Origin of the sequence: Streptomyces huiliensis (assembly GCF_020037025.1) — a bacterium.
In the GTDB taxonomy this organism is placed as follows: Bacteria; Actinomycetota; Actinomycetes; order Streptomycetales; family Streptomycetaceae; genus Streptomyces; species Streptomyces huiliensis.
In genome coordinates this window covers 71,695-87,990 of the sequence record NZ_JAIQLH010000023.1, presented here as the reverse complement: position 1 = coordinate 87,990, position 16,296 = coordinate 71,695, and the positions used below count along the sequence as shown (strand labels likewise).

General features: G+C 70.6%; 13 protein-coding genes and 1 pseudogene. 5 read left to right on the top strand and 9 right to left on the bottom strand.

Features of this window, described 5'->3' with window-relative positions; all coding sequences use genetic code 11:
- Positions 1-155: 155 nt before the first annotated feature.
- The 6 genes and pseudogenes from JNW98_RS05860 to JNW98_RS05835 all read right to left on the bottom strand — a co-directional run bounded on the left by JNW98_RS05860 (position 156) and on the right by JNW98_RS05835 (position 6,997).
- The gene (locus JNW98_RS05860) at positions 156-1,880 is read right to left on the bottom strand and encodes an alkaline phosphatase D family protein (protein WP_263420450.1); all 1,725 of its coding nucleotides are present in this window, start codon (positions 1,878-1,880) and stop codon (positions 156-158) included.
- Positions 1,881-2,269: 389 nt separating this feature from the next.
- Positions 2,270-2,991, bottom strand: a pseudogene (locus tag JNW98_RS05855) (integrase core domain-containing protein).
- Between the two features lie 863 nt (positions 2,992-3,854).
- Positions 3,855-4,685, bottom strand: coding sequence for a thioredoxin domain-containing protein (locus JNW98_RS05850; RefSeq protein WP_223766989.1), 831 nt, complete (start codon positions 4,683-4,685; stop codon positions 3,855-3,857).
- A gap of 42 nt (positions 4,686-4,727) precedes the next feature.
- Positions 4,728-5,405 carry a hypothetical protein gene (locus tag JNW98_RS05845; protein WP_223766988.1) on the bottom strand — a complete coding sequence of 226 codons (678 nt, stop codon included), beginning with the start codon at positions 5,403-5,405 and terminating at the stop codon, positions 4,728-4,730.
- Between the two features lie 89 nt (positions 5,406-5,494).
- A complete protein-coding gene (locus JNW98_RS05840) occupies positions 5,495-6,328 on the bottom strand; it encodes a thioredoxin domain-containing protein (protein ID WP_223766987.1) in 834 nt (277 codons plus the stop codon).
- Between the two features lie 39 nt (positions 6,329-6,367).
- The gene (locus tag JNW98_RS05835; protein ID WP_223766986.1) at positions 6,368-6,997 is read right to left on the bottom strand and encodes a hypothetical protein; all 630 of its coding nucleotides are present in this window, start codon (positions 6,995-6,997) and stop codon (positions 6,368-6,370) included.
- 196 nt (positions 6,998-7,193) lie between these two features.
- Between JNW98_RS05835 and dnaE the strand changes: the two genes are divergently transcribed.
- Positions 7,194-10,733 carry a DNA polymerase III subunit alpha gene (dnaE, locus tag JNW98_RS05830; RefSeq protein ID WP_223766985.1) on the top strand — a complete coding sequence of 1,180 codons (3,540 nt, stop codon included), beginning with the start codon at positions 7,194-7,196 and terminating at the stop codon, positions 10,731-10,733.
- Between the two features lie 156 nt (positions 10,734-10,889).
- Here dnaE and JNW98_RS05825 read toward each other — a convergent pair whose 3' ends face one another.
- Entirely contained in the window at positions 10,890-11,051 is a 162-nt protein-coding gene (locus tag JNW98_RS05825; protein WP_223766984.1) for a hypothetical protein, read from the bottom strand.
- A 284-nt stretch (positions 11,052-11,335) separates the two neighbouring features.
- Here JNW98_RS05825 and JNW98_RS05820 point away from each other — a divergent pair, with 284 nt between their 5' ends.
- The 4 genes from JNW98_RS05820 to JNW98_RS05805 all read left to right on the top strand — a co-directional run bounded on the left by JNW98_RS05820 (position 11,336) and on the right by JNW98_RS05805 (position 15,444).
- Complete coding sequence (locus JNW98_RS05820; protein ID WP_223766983.1) at positions 11,336-12,619, top strand: NYN domain-containing protein; 1,284 nt, start codon at positions 11,336-11,338, stop codon at positions 12,617-12,619.
- Between the two features lie 281 nt (positions 12,620-12,900).
- Positions 12,901-13,872: an ABC transporter ATP-binding protein gene (locus JNW98_RS05815; RefSeq protein ID WP_223766997.1), complete on the top strand. Its 972-nt coding sequence runs from the start codon at positions 12,901-12,903 to the stop codon at positions 13,870-13,872.
- 58 nt (positions 13,873-13,930) lie between these two features.
- The gene (locus tag JNW98_RS05810) at positions 13,931-14,767 is read left to right on the top strand and encodes an ABC transporter permease (RefSeq protein WP_223766982.1); all 837 of its coding nucleotides are present in this window, start codon (positions 13,931-13,933) and stop codon (positions 14,765-14,767) included.
- A 59-nt stretch (positions 14,768-14,826) separates the two neighbouring features.
- A complete protein-coding gene (locus JNW98_RS05805) occupies positions 14,827-15,444 on the top strand; it encodes an ABC transporter permease (protein ID WP_223766981.1) in 618 nt (205 codons plus the stop codon).
- Positions 15,445-15,447: 3 nt separating this feature from the next.
- Here the strand turns inward: JNW98_RS05805 and JNW98_RS37045 are convergent, their stop codons facing one another.
- Positions 15,448-15,522, bottom strand: a complete 75-nt coding sequence (locus JNW98_RS37045) for a 50S ribosomal protein bL37 (RefSeq protein WP_420895160.1) — start codon at positions 15,520-15,522, stop codon at positions 15,448-15,450.
- A gap of 260 nt (positions 15,523-15,782) precedes the next feature.
- The gene (gene ybaK / locus JNW98_RS05800; protein ID WP_223766980.1) at positions 15,783-16,280 is read right to left on the bottom strand and encodes a Cys-tRNA(Pro) deacylase; all 498 of its coding nucleotides are present in this window, start codon (positions 16,278-16,280) and stop codon (positions 15,783-15,785) included.
- Positions 16,281-16,296: the final 16 nt, after the last annotated feature.

The following is a 16,296-nucleotide window of genomic DNA, read 5'->3' as shown; positions in this document are numbered from 1 at the left end:
CCCCCGCACCCCCGAAGCGCCCTGCGGGCGCTGTCCTCAAACGCCGGACGGGCTGATTCAGCCTGTCCGGCGTTTGAGGACAAGGGGGGTCTGGGGCGCAGCCCCCAGGAAACGGCGAAGGGGCGCGGGACCGGGGCACCCCACCGCGTCAGCGCTCAGCGCACCGGCGCCTTCACCCGCTCCACCCGCTGGCTGCCCGTCGCCGTCCGGTACGACCGCGCCCACTTCGACGTCGCCTTCGGATCCCGCTTGTCGGAGAGGACGTAGTAGTCCATCTGCGCGTGGTCGGCGGTGATGTCGAGGACGCCGTAGCCGTGGGAGTCCATGTCGACCCACTTGACGTGCCGGTTGGCGGCCTTGATGGCGGCGACGGCCGGGAGCGAGAGGGTGTGCGGGAGGACGTGGAGGGTGTCGTCGAGGTTGTCGGCGGTGACCGAGGTGACGACGAACTCGGTGGCGACCGAGCGGGAGACCGGGTACGTGGCGGCCTTCTCCGGGACGTCGTTGGCCCAGGCCATGTGGATGTCGCCGGTGAGGAAGACGGTGTTGCCGATGCCGCGGCCGGTGAGGTGGCCGAGGAGCTCGCGGCGGTCGTGGGTGTAGCCGTCCCACTGGTCGGTGTTGGCGGCGATGCCCTCCTCGGGCAGGCCGAGCAGCTTGGCGAGCGGCTTGAGGAGGTGGGCCGGCATGGCGCCGAAGGCGAGCGGGGACATCATCACCGGGTTGCCGACGAGCCGCCAGGTGGTGTCGGAGGCGGCCAGGCCGTCCTTCAGCCAGTCGAGCTGGGCGCGGCCGGTGAGGGTGCGGGAGGGGTCGTCCACCGCGCCGCTGCCCGCCTTGACCTGCTCCGAGCGGAACGAGCGCAGGTCCAGCAGGTGCAGGTCGGCGAGGCGGCCGAAGCGCAGCCTGCGGTAGGTGGTGCCCTCGACGGACGGGCGTACCGGCATCCACTCGAAGTACGCCTTCTTCGCCGCGGCGACGCGGTCCGCCCAGGCGCCCTCGGCGCCCGGCGTGTGGTTGCCGGCCCCGCCGGACCAGGCGTTGTCGGCGAACTCGTGGTCGTCCCAGATGGCGACGACGGGCAGCGCCGCGTGCAGCGCCTGGAGGTCGGGGTCGGTCTTGTAACGCCCGTGCCGGGTGCGGTAGTCGGCGAGCGTGACGATCTCGTGTCTGGGCTCGTGCGGCCGGACGACGTACTTGGCCGTCGGGTAGACGCCCGACGCGTACTCGTAGAGGTAGTCGCCGAGGTGCAGCACCGCGTCCAGGTCGCGGCGCGCGGCGAGGTGGCGGTAGGCCGAGAAGTGGCCCGACTCGTAGTTGGCGCAGGAGACCACGCCGAAGCGGAGACCGTCCGTCCGGGCATCGGGGGCGGGGGCCGTGCGCGTCCGGCCGGTGGGGGAGTGGATCTCCCCCGAGCCGCCGGTGACCGTGAACCGGTAGAAGTGGTCGGCGCCGGGCCGCAGTCCGCGGACGTCGGCCTTGACCGTGTGGTCGCCGGCGGCGGACGCGGTGACCGTACCGGAAGCGACGACCCGGCTGAACCCGGCGTCCTCGGCGACCTGCCAGCTCACCTGCACGTCCGGCCCGATCCCGGAACCGGGCACGGCCTCCGGGACCGGGGTCACCCGGGTCCACAGCAGGATGCCGTCGGGCAGCGGGTCGCCGGAGGCGACACCGTGCAGGAAGGCGGGGGCCGCCGCCGTCTCGGCACGAGCCGCGGCACGGACGGCGGTGGCCGCCCCGGCGGACGGGGCGACGGCGAGGGGCAGCAGCGCGGCGGTGGCCGCGGCGCCGGTCACGGCTGCACGGCGGGATATCGGGGGACGTGGGTTCACAGGCGCATACTTTATCGCCGTTCGCACATATGGGCGCCGGCCCATACCAGAGTTTCATCCGTTCGTTCTTGCCCAGCTACTTCTCCTTCGCGCCGCGTTCCGCACCGGTTACCGTGGTCACCTGCGGCGGCCGGCGCAACGGCAATGCGGTGCCAACGGGCAGAGAACAGCCAAGAGTTCCCACGTCCCACGTCCTACGTTCAGGGGGGACTGCTCAACGGCGCCTCATAGAAGGGCTTGCTCATCTTCAGTCCCAAGCGACGTGAACGACTCCTCGGAGATTCTTGCTTATGCCCGCTTCCGTACCGCACTGCTGCCCGCCGCGGTGCCCCTGAGGCCGATCGTGTGGATGCGGTGCCATGCCCCGGATGCAACCGACGGTCAAGTGGGCCGGGTTGACCGGAGTTCACCGGACCGTGGGCGCGGCGGCTGGGTTATTGACCTGAAGCGTTGTTCACGCGGCGATGGGTGGGGGCCGCCGAGTGCGGTGTGGCGGTGGTGGCGGTTGTAGGTGTGCGGGAAGTCTGCCAGAGCGGTGGTCTGTTCGTCGCTGCTGGCGTAGGGCAGCAGGCCCACTCATCAAGCTGGGCGCGGTAGAAACGTTCGATTTGCCGTTGGTCTGCGGCCGGTAGACGCGTGTGAGCTTGCCGGTCGCGCCCAGATTGGCAAGCGCTTGCCGCTATAGGTGAAGCTCCTGGGAGTAAGGCCCAGGCGTCGTCGGTCAGGACGCGATTGGTGCGCATGATGCCGAAGGCGGCGAACAAGGCTGCGGCTCGTTGGAGGGAGGCCCGCAGGTGGCGGCTTACTCGTCTGGGAGTACTTCGCTGTAGGCAAGGCGGCTGTAGTCATAGCCAGTGGTGGGGCGGGCCGGGCCAAGCTTGCGTCCTTGCCGCAGACGGCAGACCTGTTCTTCCATCGCTGCCGAAGTCTGGTGCGGCGTTGCGCGAGACCGGCTGGACCGGTCATGCAGGCCGTTGTTTCTCTGTCCGCCAGTGGCGCAGCCACTTATGGCGGTGGCCCGTGAGACTCCCATTCGGCTGCGACATGCGCGATGGGACGGCCTAGCAGCCACGCTCGATCGGCAGCCGCCTACCCGAACGATCAGCCGGGCATCACGGTGCGGCGCGAAGACCTCCGCGCGTCGAAGATGCGACACCTCCACCACGCCGGAGGGCTTCGCCGTGATCAAGACCTACAAGTGTTAACAGCACTCGTGGTCACCACAGTCAGGCGCCGGTGCTGTTAGGGCGAGTGCCTGCTACGCCGACAAAGATGTGTGAATGCCCGAATGATCTGCTTATGTATTCCGGCCGGTGTGGCCTGTTGTGCGTCCCGTAGGTGGCCGGCTGTCATTCGGCTCAAGTGGCGTCGGCGGTGCTGCAGCGCCTCAACGCAGGTCAAATGCCGTAGTTATTTCAAGCCTTTGCTTCAGTCGCATTTTGGCTGGAATTGTATGGTTGGAGTTCCGGTCGTTCGCTAGTGTGTACGCCGTTATGAAATTCGTTCGAAAGTGAGGGCTGTTGTGAAATCATCGCTGGGGCGTCGAATGGCAAGCGGCGTATGTGCATCCCTGCTTGCCCTGGGCGTCGGAGTGGCGCTGGCGCCTAACGCAAGTGCTGCTCCGACCTATGGGTGGTGCACTGGTCGGAGCGAGGTGGGGCGGGATGGGGTTTTCTACTCCTGGGAAAAGTGGGTTTACGTGGACGGTGAGAAGCACGCGCAGTGGCTCGTGATAAATAAGGGACACCGCCAGACCATCTTGAAGTACTGCGGCCGCTAATTTTTGACCAAATGCTGCGTCACCCTCGGGGCGGCGCAGCATTTGTCGTTCTTGTGGAGGTATTGGGGCCCTCTGCGTTGTGGGCAGGCCTGACTGCTCGAGTCGTGCGCGCCCGTAACGTGTTGTCGCTTACTTGGTCCGGCTCCTGGGGGGAGCGGTAATTAGCGTCGATGCGCCGATGAAGGAGCCCAAGTATGTCTATGGCGTGGGTGGACGTCATGCGCCCACCCACGAGTGGTTTACTTCTTCTTCCCGAATTCCTCGTCGATCAGCGCGGTGAACTGCTCTTCCTGCAGCGGGGGCATCTTGCTGCCGGGCACGTGCAGCTGCTTCTTGTTGTGGACCAGGGCCGGGGTGCCCTCGATGCCGTCCTTGCCTATGACCTTGCCGATCTCCAGGGCCCAGCGGTCGAAGGTGTGGTCCTTGACGCTGTTCTCGAACTTCTTGTTGCCCTTGAGTGCGGGGACCTGCTGGGCGATGTCGAGGAGCTTCTTGTCGTCGGAGAACGCGTCGTCCGTCTCCTCGGGGTGGTTGGCCTCGGAGTACAGGGCCTCCTTGTACTCGAAGAAGGCGTCCTGGCCCACGTTGAGGGCGGCGCCCAAGGCGCTCACCGCGTTCTTCGAACCGGTGCCCTTGATCGCCGGGGCGTTGTCGAGGAAGTTGGCCAGAACGAAGCGCACCTTGTAGCGGCCGTCCTTGACGTCCTGGCGCAGCTTCTTCCCGGAGTTCTGCTCGAACTGGGCGCAGATCGGGCAGCGCGGGTCCTCGTAGACCGTCAGGGTCTCCTTGGCGTTCTTGTCGCCGATGAGGATCTCGGTGCCGTCCTCACCCGACGTGTTGGCCGGCTTGACGAGCGTCTTCTCGGCGGCGGCCTTCCACTGGCCGTCCTCGCTGTCGTTCATCTTGCTGACGGCGAACCCGACGCCGCCGGCGATGGCCAGGACGACGACGAGGGAGCCCGCGACGACGAGTTGGCGCTTGGTCTTGTCCTTCTTTGCCTGGCGCTCGCGCTCGGCGCGCAGCCGCTCGCGGGCGGCCTGCTTGTTCTGGGCGTTGTTCCGGTTGCTCATGATGTCTGCTCCGTGAAAGTACGGGGATGGGGACCGCGATGCTCAGGCGAGAGCCGGGGAGCGGGGCGGTCCGCGCCGTACGACGGAGTGGACGAGCAGGGGCAGCGCCGGGGCCGGGAGGGTGTCCCGGGTGGGCTGGAGGCCGCGGGCTCGGGGCCGCGGGGCGGCGCCGAGCGCGGCGGCCACCAGCAGCAGGGGACGGAAGGCGGCCGCGGCCGCCGCGCCCAGCAGCCGGGCCACGGCCACCTCGCCGCGGCGCAGCCAGGCCGCGGCCAGCAGGCCCACGGCGAGGTGGCAGGCCAGCAGCAGCCACGGCAGTGCCGAGTCCAGGGCCTCCGGTGGTGGGCTCTGGCCTGCCGTGAGGTGGGCCAGGGGGGTGCCGACCTCGCCGCCTCGGCAGACGAGGTCGATGCCCATGGAGCGGAGCGGGCCCGCGACCGGGCCGCCTGCCGCGCCGTAGCAGGCGTGCTGGCCGGTGGTGAAGACGGTGTCGGCGGCCAGTTCCAGGGGGACGAGGAGGGCGGCTATGTGCCAGTAACCCCGCTCGCGGCCCGCCAGGGCGTAGGCGAGCGCGAAGAAGGCCGCCGACAGGGCGGCGACCGTGGGGACCGGCAGCGGCATCCGGGAGAGGAGGACGTGGGAGGCGGCCGACAGGGTGACGCACACGGCGGTGAACAGCGCGGCACGCAGCGCGCGCAGCCGAACTCCCGTCCCCTCCATAAGCCGGAAGTGTGCCACGACACGCCGTGAAAGTCGTGTCAAGATTCGGCAACTTCCGGCAGGGCTCCCGCGGGGGGAGCCCCGCTTCGTCAGCCCTGCTTCAGCCGCGCGTCGACCGCCTGGCGGAACTGGTCCGCGGTCATGGGGACGCCCTTGCCCTGAGGAGTGTCCACCGTCAGCTTCTCGCCGTCCAGCTTGAGGGTCGGCGTTCCGGTCACGTCCTTGTGGCCGTCGAAGACGTCGGAGACCTCAAGGGCCCACTTGTCGAAGGTGCCCTCCTTGACGTTCTTCTCGAACTTCGCGTTGCCCTTGAGGGCCGGGACCTGCTGGGCGATCTTCAGCAGGGTGTCGTCGTTGGCGAAGGCGTCCTTGTTCTCCGCGGGGTGGTTGGCCTTGGAGTAGAGGGCCTTGTTGTAGGCCGAGAACGCCTCGGGGCTCACGTCGAGGGCCGCGCCGACGGCGCTGAGCGCGTTCTTGCTGCCGGTGCCGCCCGCGCCGCGGTCGATGAAGGTGCCGATGCTGTACGAGACCTTGAACGTGCCGGCCTTCATGTCCTTGTCGATGGTGTCGCCGACGTTCTGCTCGAAGACCGAGCAGACCGGGCAGCGCATGTCCTGGAAGACCTCCAGGGTGTGCTTGGCGTTCTTGTCGCCGACGACGATCTCGGTGCCCTTGTCGCCCGCGGTGTTGGCCGGCTTGACGAGGGTCTTCTTGGCGGCGGCCTCCCACGCGGAGTCCTTGCCGTCGCCGCCGAGCTGCGTCACGGCCACGACGATGCCGGCCGCGACGGCCAGGACGCCGACGGTCGCGCCGCCGACGAGGAGCTGGCGGCGGGTCCGCTCCTTCTTCGCCTGCCGCTCGCGCTCGGCGCGCAGCCGCTCGCGGGCGGACTGCTTGTTCTCCCAGTTATTGCGCTTGCTCATGGTGTCGCTTCTCCGTGGTGTGGCTGAAGGGGTTTCCGGTCAGGTGGGGAGGACCGGTACCGGGGGGCCACGGCGGATGACCGAGTGGAGGAGCAGGGGGCGCGCGCCGGGGAGGCGTACGGGCGCGGCGGGTCGCGCGGGGGCGGCGCCCGCCCGGGCGGGCGGAGCACAGCGGGTCGCGGCCAGGCGCAGCGGGCGGAAGGCGGCGGCTCCGGCGGCGCGTACCAGCCGGCCGAACGCCGCCTCGCCCCGGGTGAGCCAGGCGGCGGCCAGCAGCCCGGCCGCGAGGTGCCCGGCGAGCACCAGCCAGGGGCCGGAGCCGGCGGTTCCGGCGAGCGGGCCGCCCACCCCGCCCCCGCCGCAGATCAGGGTGAGGGCGCCGGGCAGCGGCCGGCCGGTGGCGTCGTAGCAGGTGTGCTGGCCGGTGGTGAAGGCGGCGGAGGCGGCCAGTTCCAGGGGGACGAGGAGGGCGGCGGTGTGCCCGTACCCGCGCTCGCGGCCGTACAGCGCCCAGGCCGCGGCACAGACGCCCGCCGCCACCGCGGCCACGGCGGTCACGGGGAGCTGCCGGCCGGACAGCAGGACGTGGGAGGAGGTGGACAGCAGCACGCACAGCGCCGTGAACAGGGCCGCCCGCAGGGCCCGCGACGGTGCCGCCGATATGTCCATATAGCGAGTCTGGCACGTTCTGCGGTAAGCGCCGCCTAAACAGCGATTCATGCTGGTGGTACTCGAATGTTCGTGCGAAGCGTCACCCGTGCCGTGGGTGGCCCCCGGGGCCGCCCGTGACGCCGGGGCGGGCCGGTAACCTTCAAGACTGCCGAGTCCCCGTTCCCCCCACCCGCCCCGCCGGAGGTCCTCCACCGTGAGCAAGCCGCCCTTCACGCACCTGCACGTCCACACCCAGTACTCGCTGCTGGACGGTGCCGCGCGGCTGAAGGACATGTTCGCCGCCTGCAAGGACATGGGCATGACCCACATCGCCATGTCCGACCACGGCAACCTGCACGGCGCCTACGACTTCTTCCACCAGGCGAAGAAGGCCGAGATCACCCCGATCATCGGCATCGAGGCGTACGTCGCGCCCGAGTCCCGGCGGAACAAGCGGCGCATCCAGTGGGGCCAGCCGCACCAGAAGCGGGACGACGTCTCCGGTTCCGGTGGTTACACCCACAAGACGATCTGGGCGGCCGACGTCACCGGCCTGCACAACCTCTTCCGGCTGTCCTCCGACGCCTACGCCGAGGGCTGGCTGACCAAGTGGCCCCGGATGGACAAGGAGACCATCTCCCAGTGGTCCGAGGGCCTGATCGCCTCCACCGGCTGCCCGTCCGGCGAGGTGCAGACCCGGCTCCGCCTCGGCCAGTTCGACGAGGCGATCAAGGCGGCCTCGGACTACAAGGACATCTTCGGCGAGGGCCGGTACTTCCTGGAGCTGATGGACCACGGGATCGAGATCGAGCGCCGCGTCCGCGACGGCCTGCTGGAGATCGGCAAGAAGCTCGGCATCCCCCCGCTGGTCACCAACGACTCCCACTACACGTACGCGCACGAGGCCACGGCCCACGACGCCCTGCTCTGCATCCAGACCGGCAAGAACCTCTCCGACCCGGACCGCTTCCGGTTCGACGGCTCGGGCTACTACCTGAAGTCCACGGAGGAGATGTACGCCATCGACTCCTCGGACGCCTGGCAGGAGGGCTGCGCCAACACCCGCCTGGTCGCCGAGCAGATCAACGTCGACGGCATGTTCACGGCCAAGAACCTCATGCCCAAGTTCGACATCCCCGAGGGCTACACCGAGGTCACCTGGTTCCGTGAGGAGACCATGCGGGGCATGCACCGCCGTTTCCCGGGCGGCATCCCCGACGACCGCATGAAGCAGGTCGAGTACGAGATGGACACCATCATCTCGATGGGCTTCCCGGGCTACTTCCTCGTGGTCGCCGACTTCATCATGTGGGCCAAGAAGCAGGGCATCGCCGTCGGCCCCGGCCGAGGCTCCGCGGCCGGCTCGATCGTCGCCTACGCCCTCGGCATCACCGACCTCGACCCCATCCCGCACGGCCTGATCTTCGAGCGGTTCCTCAACCCCGAGCGCATCTCGATGCCCGACGTCGACATCGACTTCGACGAGCGCCGGCGCGCCGAGGTGATCCGGTACGTCACCGAGAAGTACGGCGCCGACAAGGTCGCCATGATCGGCACCTACGGCACCATCAAGGCCAAGAACGCGATCAAGGACTCGGCCCGCGTCCTCGGCTACCCGTACGCCATGGGCGACCGCATCACCAAGGCGATGCCCGCCGACGTCCTCGGCAAGGGCATCCCGCTCTCCGGCATCACCGACCCGAACCACCCCCGCTACAGCGAGGCGGGCGAGGTCCGGGCGATGTACGAGAACGAGCCGGACGTCAAGAAGGTCATCGACACCGCGATGGGCGTCGAGGGCCTGGTCCGGCAGATGGGTGTGCACGCGGCCGGCGTGATCATGTCCAGCGAGACGATCACCGACCACGTCCCGGTCTGGGTGCGGCACTCCGACGGCGTCACCATCACCCAGTGGGACTACCCGAGCTGTGAGTCGCTCGGCCTGCTGAAGATGGACTTCCTGGGCCTGCGCAACCTCACGATCATGGACGACGCCGTCAAGATGGTGAAGGCCAACAAGGGGATCGACATCGATCTCCTGAGCCTCCCGCTCGACGACCCCACGACCTTCGAGCTGCTCCAGCGCGGCGACACCCTCGGCGTCTTCCAGTTCGACGGCGGGCCCATGCGGTCCCTGCTGCGGCTGATGAAGCCCGACAACTTCGAAGACATCTCCGCCGTGTCCGCCCTGTACCGGCCGGGCCCGATGGGCATGAACTCGCACACCAACTACGCGCTCCGGAAGAACGGCCAGCAGGAGATCACGCCGATCCACCCGGAGCTGGAGGAGCCGCTCCAGGAGGTCCTGGCCGTCACCTACGGCCTGATCGTCTACCAGGAGCAGGTGCAGAAGGCCGCCCAGATCATCGCCGGGTACTCGCTCGGCGAGGCCGACATCCTCCGCCGCGTCATGGGCAAGAAGAAGCCCGAGGAGCTGGCGAAGAACTTCGTCCTCTTCCAGAAGGGCGCGCGGGAGAAGGGCTACTCCGACGAGGCCATCCAGGCGCTCTGGGACGTGCTGGTCCCGTTCGCCGGCTACGCGTTCAACAAGGCGCACTCCGCCGCGTACGGCCTGGTCTCCTACTGGACCGCCTACCTCAAGGCCAACCACCCGGCCGAGTACATGGCGGCGCTGCTCACCTCCGTCAAGGACGACAAGGACAAGTCCGCGACGTACCTCAACGAGTGCCGCCGCATGGGCATCAAGGTGCTCCCGCCGAACGTCAACGAGTCCGAGGCCAACTTCGCCGCCCAGGGTGACGACGTGATCCTCTTCGGCCTCACCGCCGTCCGGAACGTCGGCGCCAACGTCGTCGACTCGATCATCCGCTGCCGCAAGTCCAAGGGGAAGTACTCCTCGTTCCCCGACTTCCTGGACAAGGTCGAGGCGGTCGTCTGCAACAAGCGCACCGTCGAATCGCTGATCAAGGCCGGCGCCTTCGACGAGATGGGGCACACTCGCAAGGGCCTCACCGCGCACTACGAGCCGATGATCGACAATGTGGTGGCGGTCAAGCGCAAGGAGGCCGAGGGGCAGTTCGACCTCTTCGGCGGCATGGGCGAGGAGGACAGCAGCGAGCCCGGCTTCGGGCTGGACGTCGAGTTCTCCGACGTCGAGTGGGAGAAGTCGTACCTCCTCGCGCAGGAGCGCGAGATGCTCGGCCTCTACGTCTCCGACCACCCGCTCTTCGGCATCGAGCACGTCCTCAACGACAAGGCCGACGCCGGGATCAGCCAGCTCACCGGCGGTGACTACTCCGACGGCGCGATCGTCACCATCGGCGGCATCATCTCCGGCCTCCAGCGGAAGATGACCAAGCAGGGCAACGCCTGGGCCATCGCCACCGTCGAGGACCTGGCCGGCTCCATCGACTGCATGTTCTTCCCGGCCACCTACCAGCTGGTGTCCACGCAGCTCGTCGAGGACGCCGTCGTCTTCGTCAAGGGCCGGCTCGACAAGCGGGAGGACATCCCCCGGCTGGTCGCGATGGAGCTGATGGTCCCCGACCTGTCCAACGCGGGCACCAACGCGCCGGTGATCATCTCCATTCCGACGGTGAAGGTCACCCCGCCGCTGGTCGAGCGGCTCGGCCAGGTGCTCACCCACCACCGGGGCTCCACCGAGGTGCGCATCAAGCTCCAGGGCGCGCGCAAGACGACCGTGCTGCGGCTGGACCGGCACCGGGTCAACCCCGACCCCGCCCTGTTCGGCGACCTGAAGCAGCTGCTCGGGCCGTCCTGCCTGGCGGGCTGAGGGCTCTACGTGACGGAGGGCGCGCCCGCGATCCGCGGGCGCGCCCTCGCGCGCATCGAGGCGCCGGTCGAGGCGCCGGTCATGCATCGGTCGTGCGTCAGTCGTACGCCGGTCGCGCGTCGACCGTGCGTTGGCCGTGCGCCGGTCGTGCGTCGGTCAGTTGTGGCCGAAGCGCTTCTGCCGGCTCTTGTGGGCGACGTCCGCCGGCGTCACCCGTGTCGACTGGGCCTCCATGGCCGATTTCTGTGCCTGCTGCTGGCCGCGCTCGGCCTGCGTCGCCTTCTGCTGACTCCGGTCCTGCTTCTTGTTCTTGGCCATGGCCGTTGTCTCGCCTCCACTCCGGATGCCCCCCGGGTGTCTCCGCACAACACCCTGGCATGTGCCGACGAAACCCGCATTTCGGTCCATAACCATGTGTGACAGCGATACTTCTCGGCCGCACCCCGTATCCGCCACGCCGATGATCCAGTTCGGACTGATAACCCCCGTGCGGTCGGGCAGACTCCTGGGAAAGCCATGTGACATCCGGGGCACTGCCGTGCCGGGGGCGACCGCATCACCGACATGCCGGACATGCTGGACATACGGAGAGAAGGTGCACCGTGGACCGCTGCGTCGTCCTGGTGGACGCCGGGTACCTGCTGGGCGCCGCCGCCAGCCTGCTGGCCGGGGAGCCCGCCCGGTCCCGCATCACCGTCGACCACACCACCCTCATCCAGGGCCTGCGCGAACGCGCCGAGGACGACACCCAACGCCCCCTGCTGCGGATCTACTGGTTCGACGGCGCCCCCGACCGGGTGCCCCAGCCCGAGCACCGCCGGCTGCGCGTGATGCCCCGGGTCACCGTCCGGCTCGGCGCCCTCACCCGCACCGACGGACGCTGGGCCCAGAAGGGCGTCGACGCGGCCATGCACGCCGAGCTCACCGAACTCGCCCGCAACCGGGCCTGCTCCGACATCGTCCTGGTCACCGGCGACGGCGACCTGCTCCCCGGCCTGATGTCCGCCAAGGAACACGGCGTCGCCGTCCACCTCTGGGCCGTCCAGGCCGCCGACGGCGACTACAACCAGTCCGAGGACCTCGTCGCCGAGGCCGACGAACGCCGCGTCCTCGACCGCACCTGGATCACCCGCGCCGTCCGCGCCCGCGAGCTCACCGGCCCCTGCGCGCCCGCACCCACCGCCGAGCCCGAGATCGCGGCGATCCTCTCCGCGCCGCTGCCCGAGAGCGGCGGGGCGGGGGAGCGGGTGGGTTCGCAGGCGGCCCCCGCCGAGCGGCGCGAGCCCGTACGGAACGGGGTGCGGCCCGCGGCGGCGCCCGCCGCTTCCGCTGTCGCCACCGAGCGGGGGGACGCGTCGGGGACCCGGACCGTGCCCACCCCCAAGGACCTCGCCGTCCTCGGCAAGGGGCCCGCCGCCGGGCCGGCCGTGGCCGCGGCGCCCGCTCTCGGCCATCCGAACGCGACGTTGCGCTGGTCCTCCGACCGGGGCCTGGTCGACCGGGGGCCCGGCAACGGCTCCGGCGAGCCGCCCGAGATCGCCGCCCTGCCGACGCTCGCCCAGCTCACCAGTGCGGAGCAGCGGTGGGCGGACCGGGAGGAGGACATCACCACGGTGGGGGGTGATCCTTTCGAGGTGGGGCAGGTGTTCGCCCGGCGGTGGACCGAGCGGATCACCGATTCCGTGCACCTGCAGCATCTGTCGACGGAGTATCCGCGGATTCCGCATCGGATCGACGGGGAGTTGCTGCGGTATGCGGCGCGGTTCGGGTTGCTTGCGCACAAAGATGACCAGATCGATGAGCGGGACCGGTATGCGATTCGCGCCGGGTTCTGGCGCGAGATCGATGCGCGGACGGCGGCGGAGCACGCGCCTGCGGGGGATTGAGGGTGCCCCGGTCCCGCCCCTTCGCCGATTCCTGGGGGCCAAGCCCCCAGACCCCCTTGAAGCGCGCTGCGCGCGCTGTCCTCAAACGCCGGACGGGCTGAATCAGCCCGTCCGGCGTTTGAGCCCCTGCGAGAAACGGAGAATGGGGGTGCCCCCTCTGGGGGAGGGGCCGGGGCAACACCCCCGTACCCCCGTCGCAGCCGTCGCCCGCCGTACGCGTACCCTCATAGCTCGTGAGGATGGGCGTGAAGCAGGCGGCAGGGCACGCCGGAGAGCCGGTGGTGTGCTCCGTGCGCGGTCTGGTCAAGACGTACGCCGCCGCACGCGGTCGGCGCGGAAGACCGGCCGACCAGGAGATCCGCGCCAGCGACCGCATCGACCTCGACGTCCACCGAGGCGAGATCTTCGGACTCCTCGGCCCCAACGGCGCCGGCAAGACCACCCTCGTTCGCCAGCTCACCGGCCTCCTCCGCCCCGACGCGGGCAGCGTCGAGCTGCTGGGGCACGACCTCGTCCGGTACCCGGACCGCGCGGCGCGGCTCGTCGGCTACCTCGGGCAGCAGTCGAGCGCGCTGGACGAGCTGACGGTGGCGCTGGCCGCCGAGACGACCGGGCGGCTGCGCGGGCTGGGGCTGCGGGAGGCGCGCGCCGAGCGGGACGCCGTGCTCGACGAACTCGGACTGACGGCCCTCGCGGGCCGGCCGCTGAAGAAACTCTCCGGCGGCCAGCGCCGCCTCGCCTGTTTCGCCGCCACCCTGGTCGGCGACCGCCCGCTGCTCGTCCTGGACGAGCCGACCACGGGCATGGACCCGGTCGCCCGGCGCGCCGTCTGGGCCGCCGTCGACCGGCGGCGCGCCGAGCGCGGCGCGACCGTCCTGCTCGTCACCCACAACGTCATCGAGGCCGAGACCGTCCTCGACCGGGTCGCCGTGCTGGAGCGCGGGCGCATCATCGCCTGCGACACCCCGGCCGGACTCAAGGAGCTTGTCGCGGACGAGGTGCGGCTCGACCTCGTCTGGCGCGACGCGCCGCCGCTCGACGTCCCCGAGGTCGCGGCGCTCCGCGACATCGCCGCCGAGACGGGCCGCCGCTGGTCGCTGCGGCTCGGCCACGCCGAGGCGCGCGCGGCCGTGGCCGCCGTCACCGGCGGGCCCGCCTTCGCCGCGCTCGACGACTTCACGCTCGCCACGCCCAGCCTGGAGGACGTGTACCTCGCGCTGGGCGGCCGTGCGGAGGGGCTGGTGAAGGGATGAGGGCTCGCAGGACGTCCGCCGCCGTACCCCCGCCCGTACCGAACAGGAGTCGTTCCGCGTGAGTGCTGTGTCCGCAGAAGCGGTGTCCGGGAAGGTACGGGAGCGGGGCGCGGTCCGGCCCCGGCCCGTGGGCGGGGAGCCCGCGCCGCTGGCGCCGCGCGCGCGGCTGCTGCCCGCGCTGTCGGCCGTCTACCGGGCGCAGCTCTCCCGCGCCCGGGTGGCGCGGATCCCGCTGCTGTTCGTCGCGACGTTCCAGTCCGTCGGCATCATGATCCTGATGCGCGGTGTCGTGGACGGTGGCGACGAGGCGCGGGCCGTCGTGGCCGGGTCCAGTGTGCTGGTCGTCGCGTTCGTCGCGTTGAATCTGCTGGCGCAGTATTTCGGGCAGTTGCGGGCGAGCGGGGGGCTCGACCACTACGCGACGCTGCCGGTGCCGCCGGCCGCGGTGGTGCTGGGCGCGGCGGGTGCGTACGCCTCGTTCACCGTGCCCGGGACGGCCGTCACCGCCATCGTCGGGAGCGTGCTGTTCAAGCTGCCGCTGGCCCACCTGTGGGTGCTGGCGGGGGTCATCCCGCTGGCCGGGGCCGCGCTGGCCGGGCTGGGCGCCGCCCTCGGGCTGCTCGCTCCGCGGCAGGAGCTGGCGACGCTCCTGGGACAGCTCGGCATGTCGGCGGCGCTGCTGCTCGGCGTCCTGCCCGCCTCCCACATGCCCGCGCCCATCGCCCTCGCGCGCGACCTGCTCCCGTCCACGTACGGCGTGGAGGCGTTCGCCCGCAGCTTCGACACGCACCCCGACTGGCTGCGGGTCGCCGCCGACCTCGGCGTCTGCGCGGGCGTCGGCGTGGTCTCGCTGGCCGTCGCCACCTGGGCCTACCGCCGGGCGGCAGTGCGGTGACGCGCCGTACCTCCCGTACTGCCGCCGACGGCGCGTCCTCGACCTGGCACGATGGCGGGGTGACCGCACCACTGACCCCCGACGACCAGCCTTCGTCCAGCCCCTCCCCCTCGTACGAGAGCCGCGGCGGCCGGGCCGCCCTCCTCGGCGCGGTGCGCTCCGAGCTGCCCGCCGCGGGTGTCGTGGCGGCGGCCGTGACGGTCTCCGGGGTGCTGTTCGGGCTGCTGTGGGTGTGGCTGGCGCCGCACGTCCCGCTGGTCTCGGACGGGCGGGCGGTGTTCCTGAAGAACTCGGAGGGCGAGCAGGCGATCGGAGCGGACGGCACGTTCGCCCTGCTGGGCCTGGGCTTCGGCGTGGTCGCCGCGGCTGTGGTCTTCCTCTTCCGGCGGGCCGGCGGCATCGCCGTCGTCGCCGCTCTGGCGGCGGGCGCCCTGCTGGCCTCCGTGATCGCCTGGCGGCTGGGCGTCTGGCTCGGGCCGGCCTCCGACGTGGCCGCCCATGCGCGGGCCGTCGGCAAGGGGGTCGTCTTCGACGCGCCGTTGCGGTTGGGGGCGAAGGGGATGCTGCTCGCTTTTCCGATCGCGGCGATGGCCGTCCATCTGGCGCTCACCGCGGCGTTCGGGCCGCGGGACCCGGAGCCGGGCCCGCCGTGGGAGGCGGGCGCCGGTTCTCGTTGAGCTTTACGCCGGGCGGCGGCCGTGGTTGGCTCGGTTCTTCTTGAGACGCCACTTGCGCTTGCGGGTGCGCTTGGACATGTGGGCCCTTTCGTGGGCGGTCGGGTGACGCGTCGCGCTCCTGTCGTAGCGCGGCGTGCCGCCGGCGTCTAGGCCCCAGTCCCGCCCTTTCACCGTTTCTTGCGGGGGCTGCGCCCCCGCACCCCCGAAGCGCGCTGCGCGCGCTGTCCTCAAACGCCGGACGGGCTGATCATTCAGCCCGTCCGGCGTTTGAGGACAAGGGGGTCTGGGGGCTTGCCCCCCAGGAAACGGCGAAGGGGCGGGACCGGGGCACACCACCCTCACGCCCGCGCGATCTCCGCGACCTTCGCCCCCGTCAGCTCCACCAGAGCCCCCGGCTCCAGCTCCACCTCCAGCCCCCGGCGCCCCGCCGACACGTGGATCGTGGAGTACGTCAAAGCAGACGCGTCGACCGCCGTAGGCAGCCGCTTCCGCTGGCCCAGCGGGGAGATGCCACCCCGCACGTACCCTGTCGTCCGCTCCGCCGCCGCCGGATCCGCCATCGCGGCGCGCTTGCCGCCCACCGCCGCCGCGAGGGCCTTCAGGTCCAGGGAGCCGCTGACGGGCACGACGGCCACGGTCAGGGTGCCGTCGACGTCCGCCACCAGGGTCTTGAAGACGCGGGCGGGGTCCACGCCCAGGGCGTCGGCGGCCTCCTCGCCGTAGGACGCGGATGCCGGGTCGTGGGTGTAGGCGTGCAGGGAGAACGGGACGCCCGCCTTCTCCAGGGCGACCACGGCGGGGGTGCCGCCTGACGTCCCCGCGGCTTTCTTCGCCAACTCGCCTTCGCCTCCG

What these genes read in the sequence shown, in the direction of transcription:
- JNW98_RS05860 (WP_263420450.1), bottom strand. Translation starts at nt 1,880, where the DNA reads ATGGGCCGGCGCCCATATGTGCGAACGGCGATAAAGTATGCGCCTGTG.
- JNW98_RS05850 (WP_223766989.1), bottom strand. Translation starts at nt 4,685, where the DNA reads ATGAGCAACCGGAACAACGCCCAGAACAAGCAGGCCGCCCGCGAGCGG.
- JNW98_RS05845 (WP_223766988.1), bottom strand. Translation starts at nt 5,405, where the DNA reads ATGGAGGGGACGGGAGTTCGGCTGCGCGCGCTGCGTGCCGCGCTGTTC.
- JNW98_RS05840 (WP_223766987.1), bottom strand. Translation starts at nt 6,328, where the DNA reads ATGAGCAAGCGCAATAACTGGGAGAACAAGCAGTCCGCCCGCGAGCGG.
- JNW98_RS05835 (WP_223766986.1), bottom strand. Translation starts at nt 6,997, where the DNA reads ATGGACATATCGGCGGCACCGTCGCGGGCCCTGCGGGCGGCCCTGTTC.
- JNW98_RS05825 (WP_223766984.1), bottom strand. Translation starts at nt 11,051, where the DNA reads ATGGCCAAGAACAAGAAGCAGGACCGGAGTCAGCAGAAGGCGACGCAG.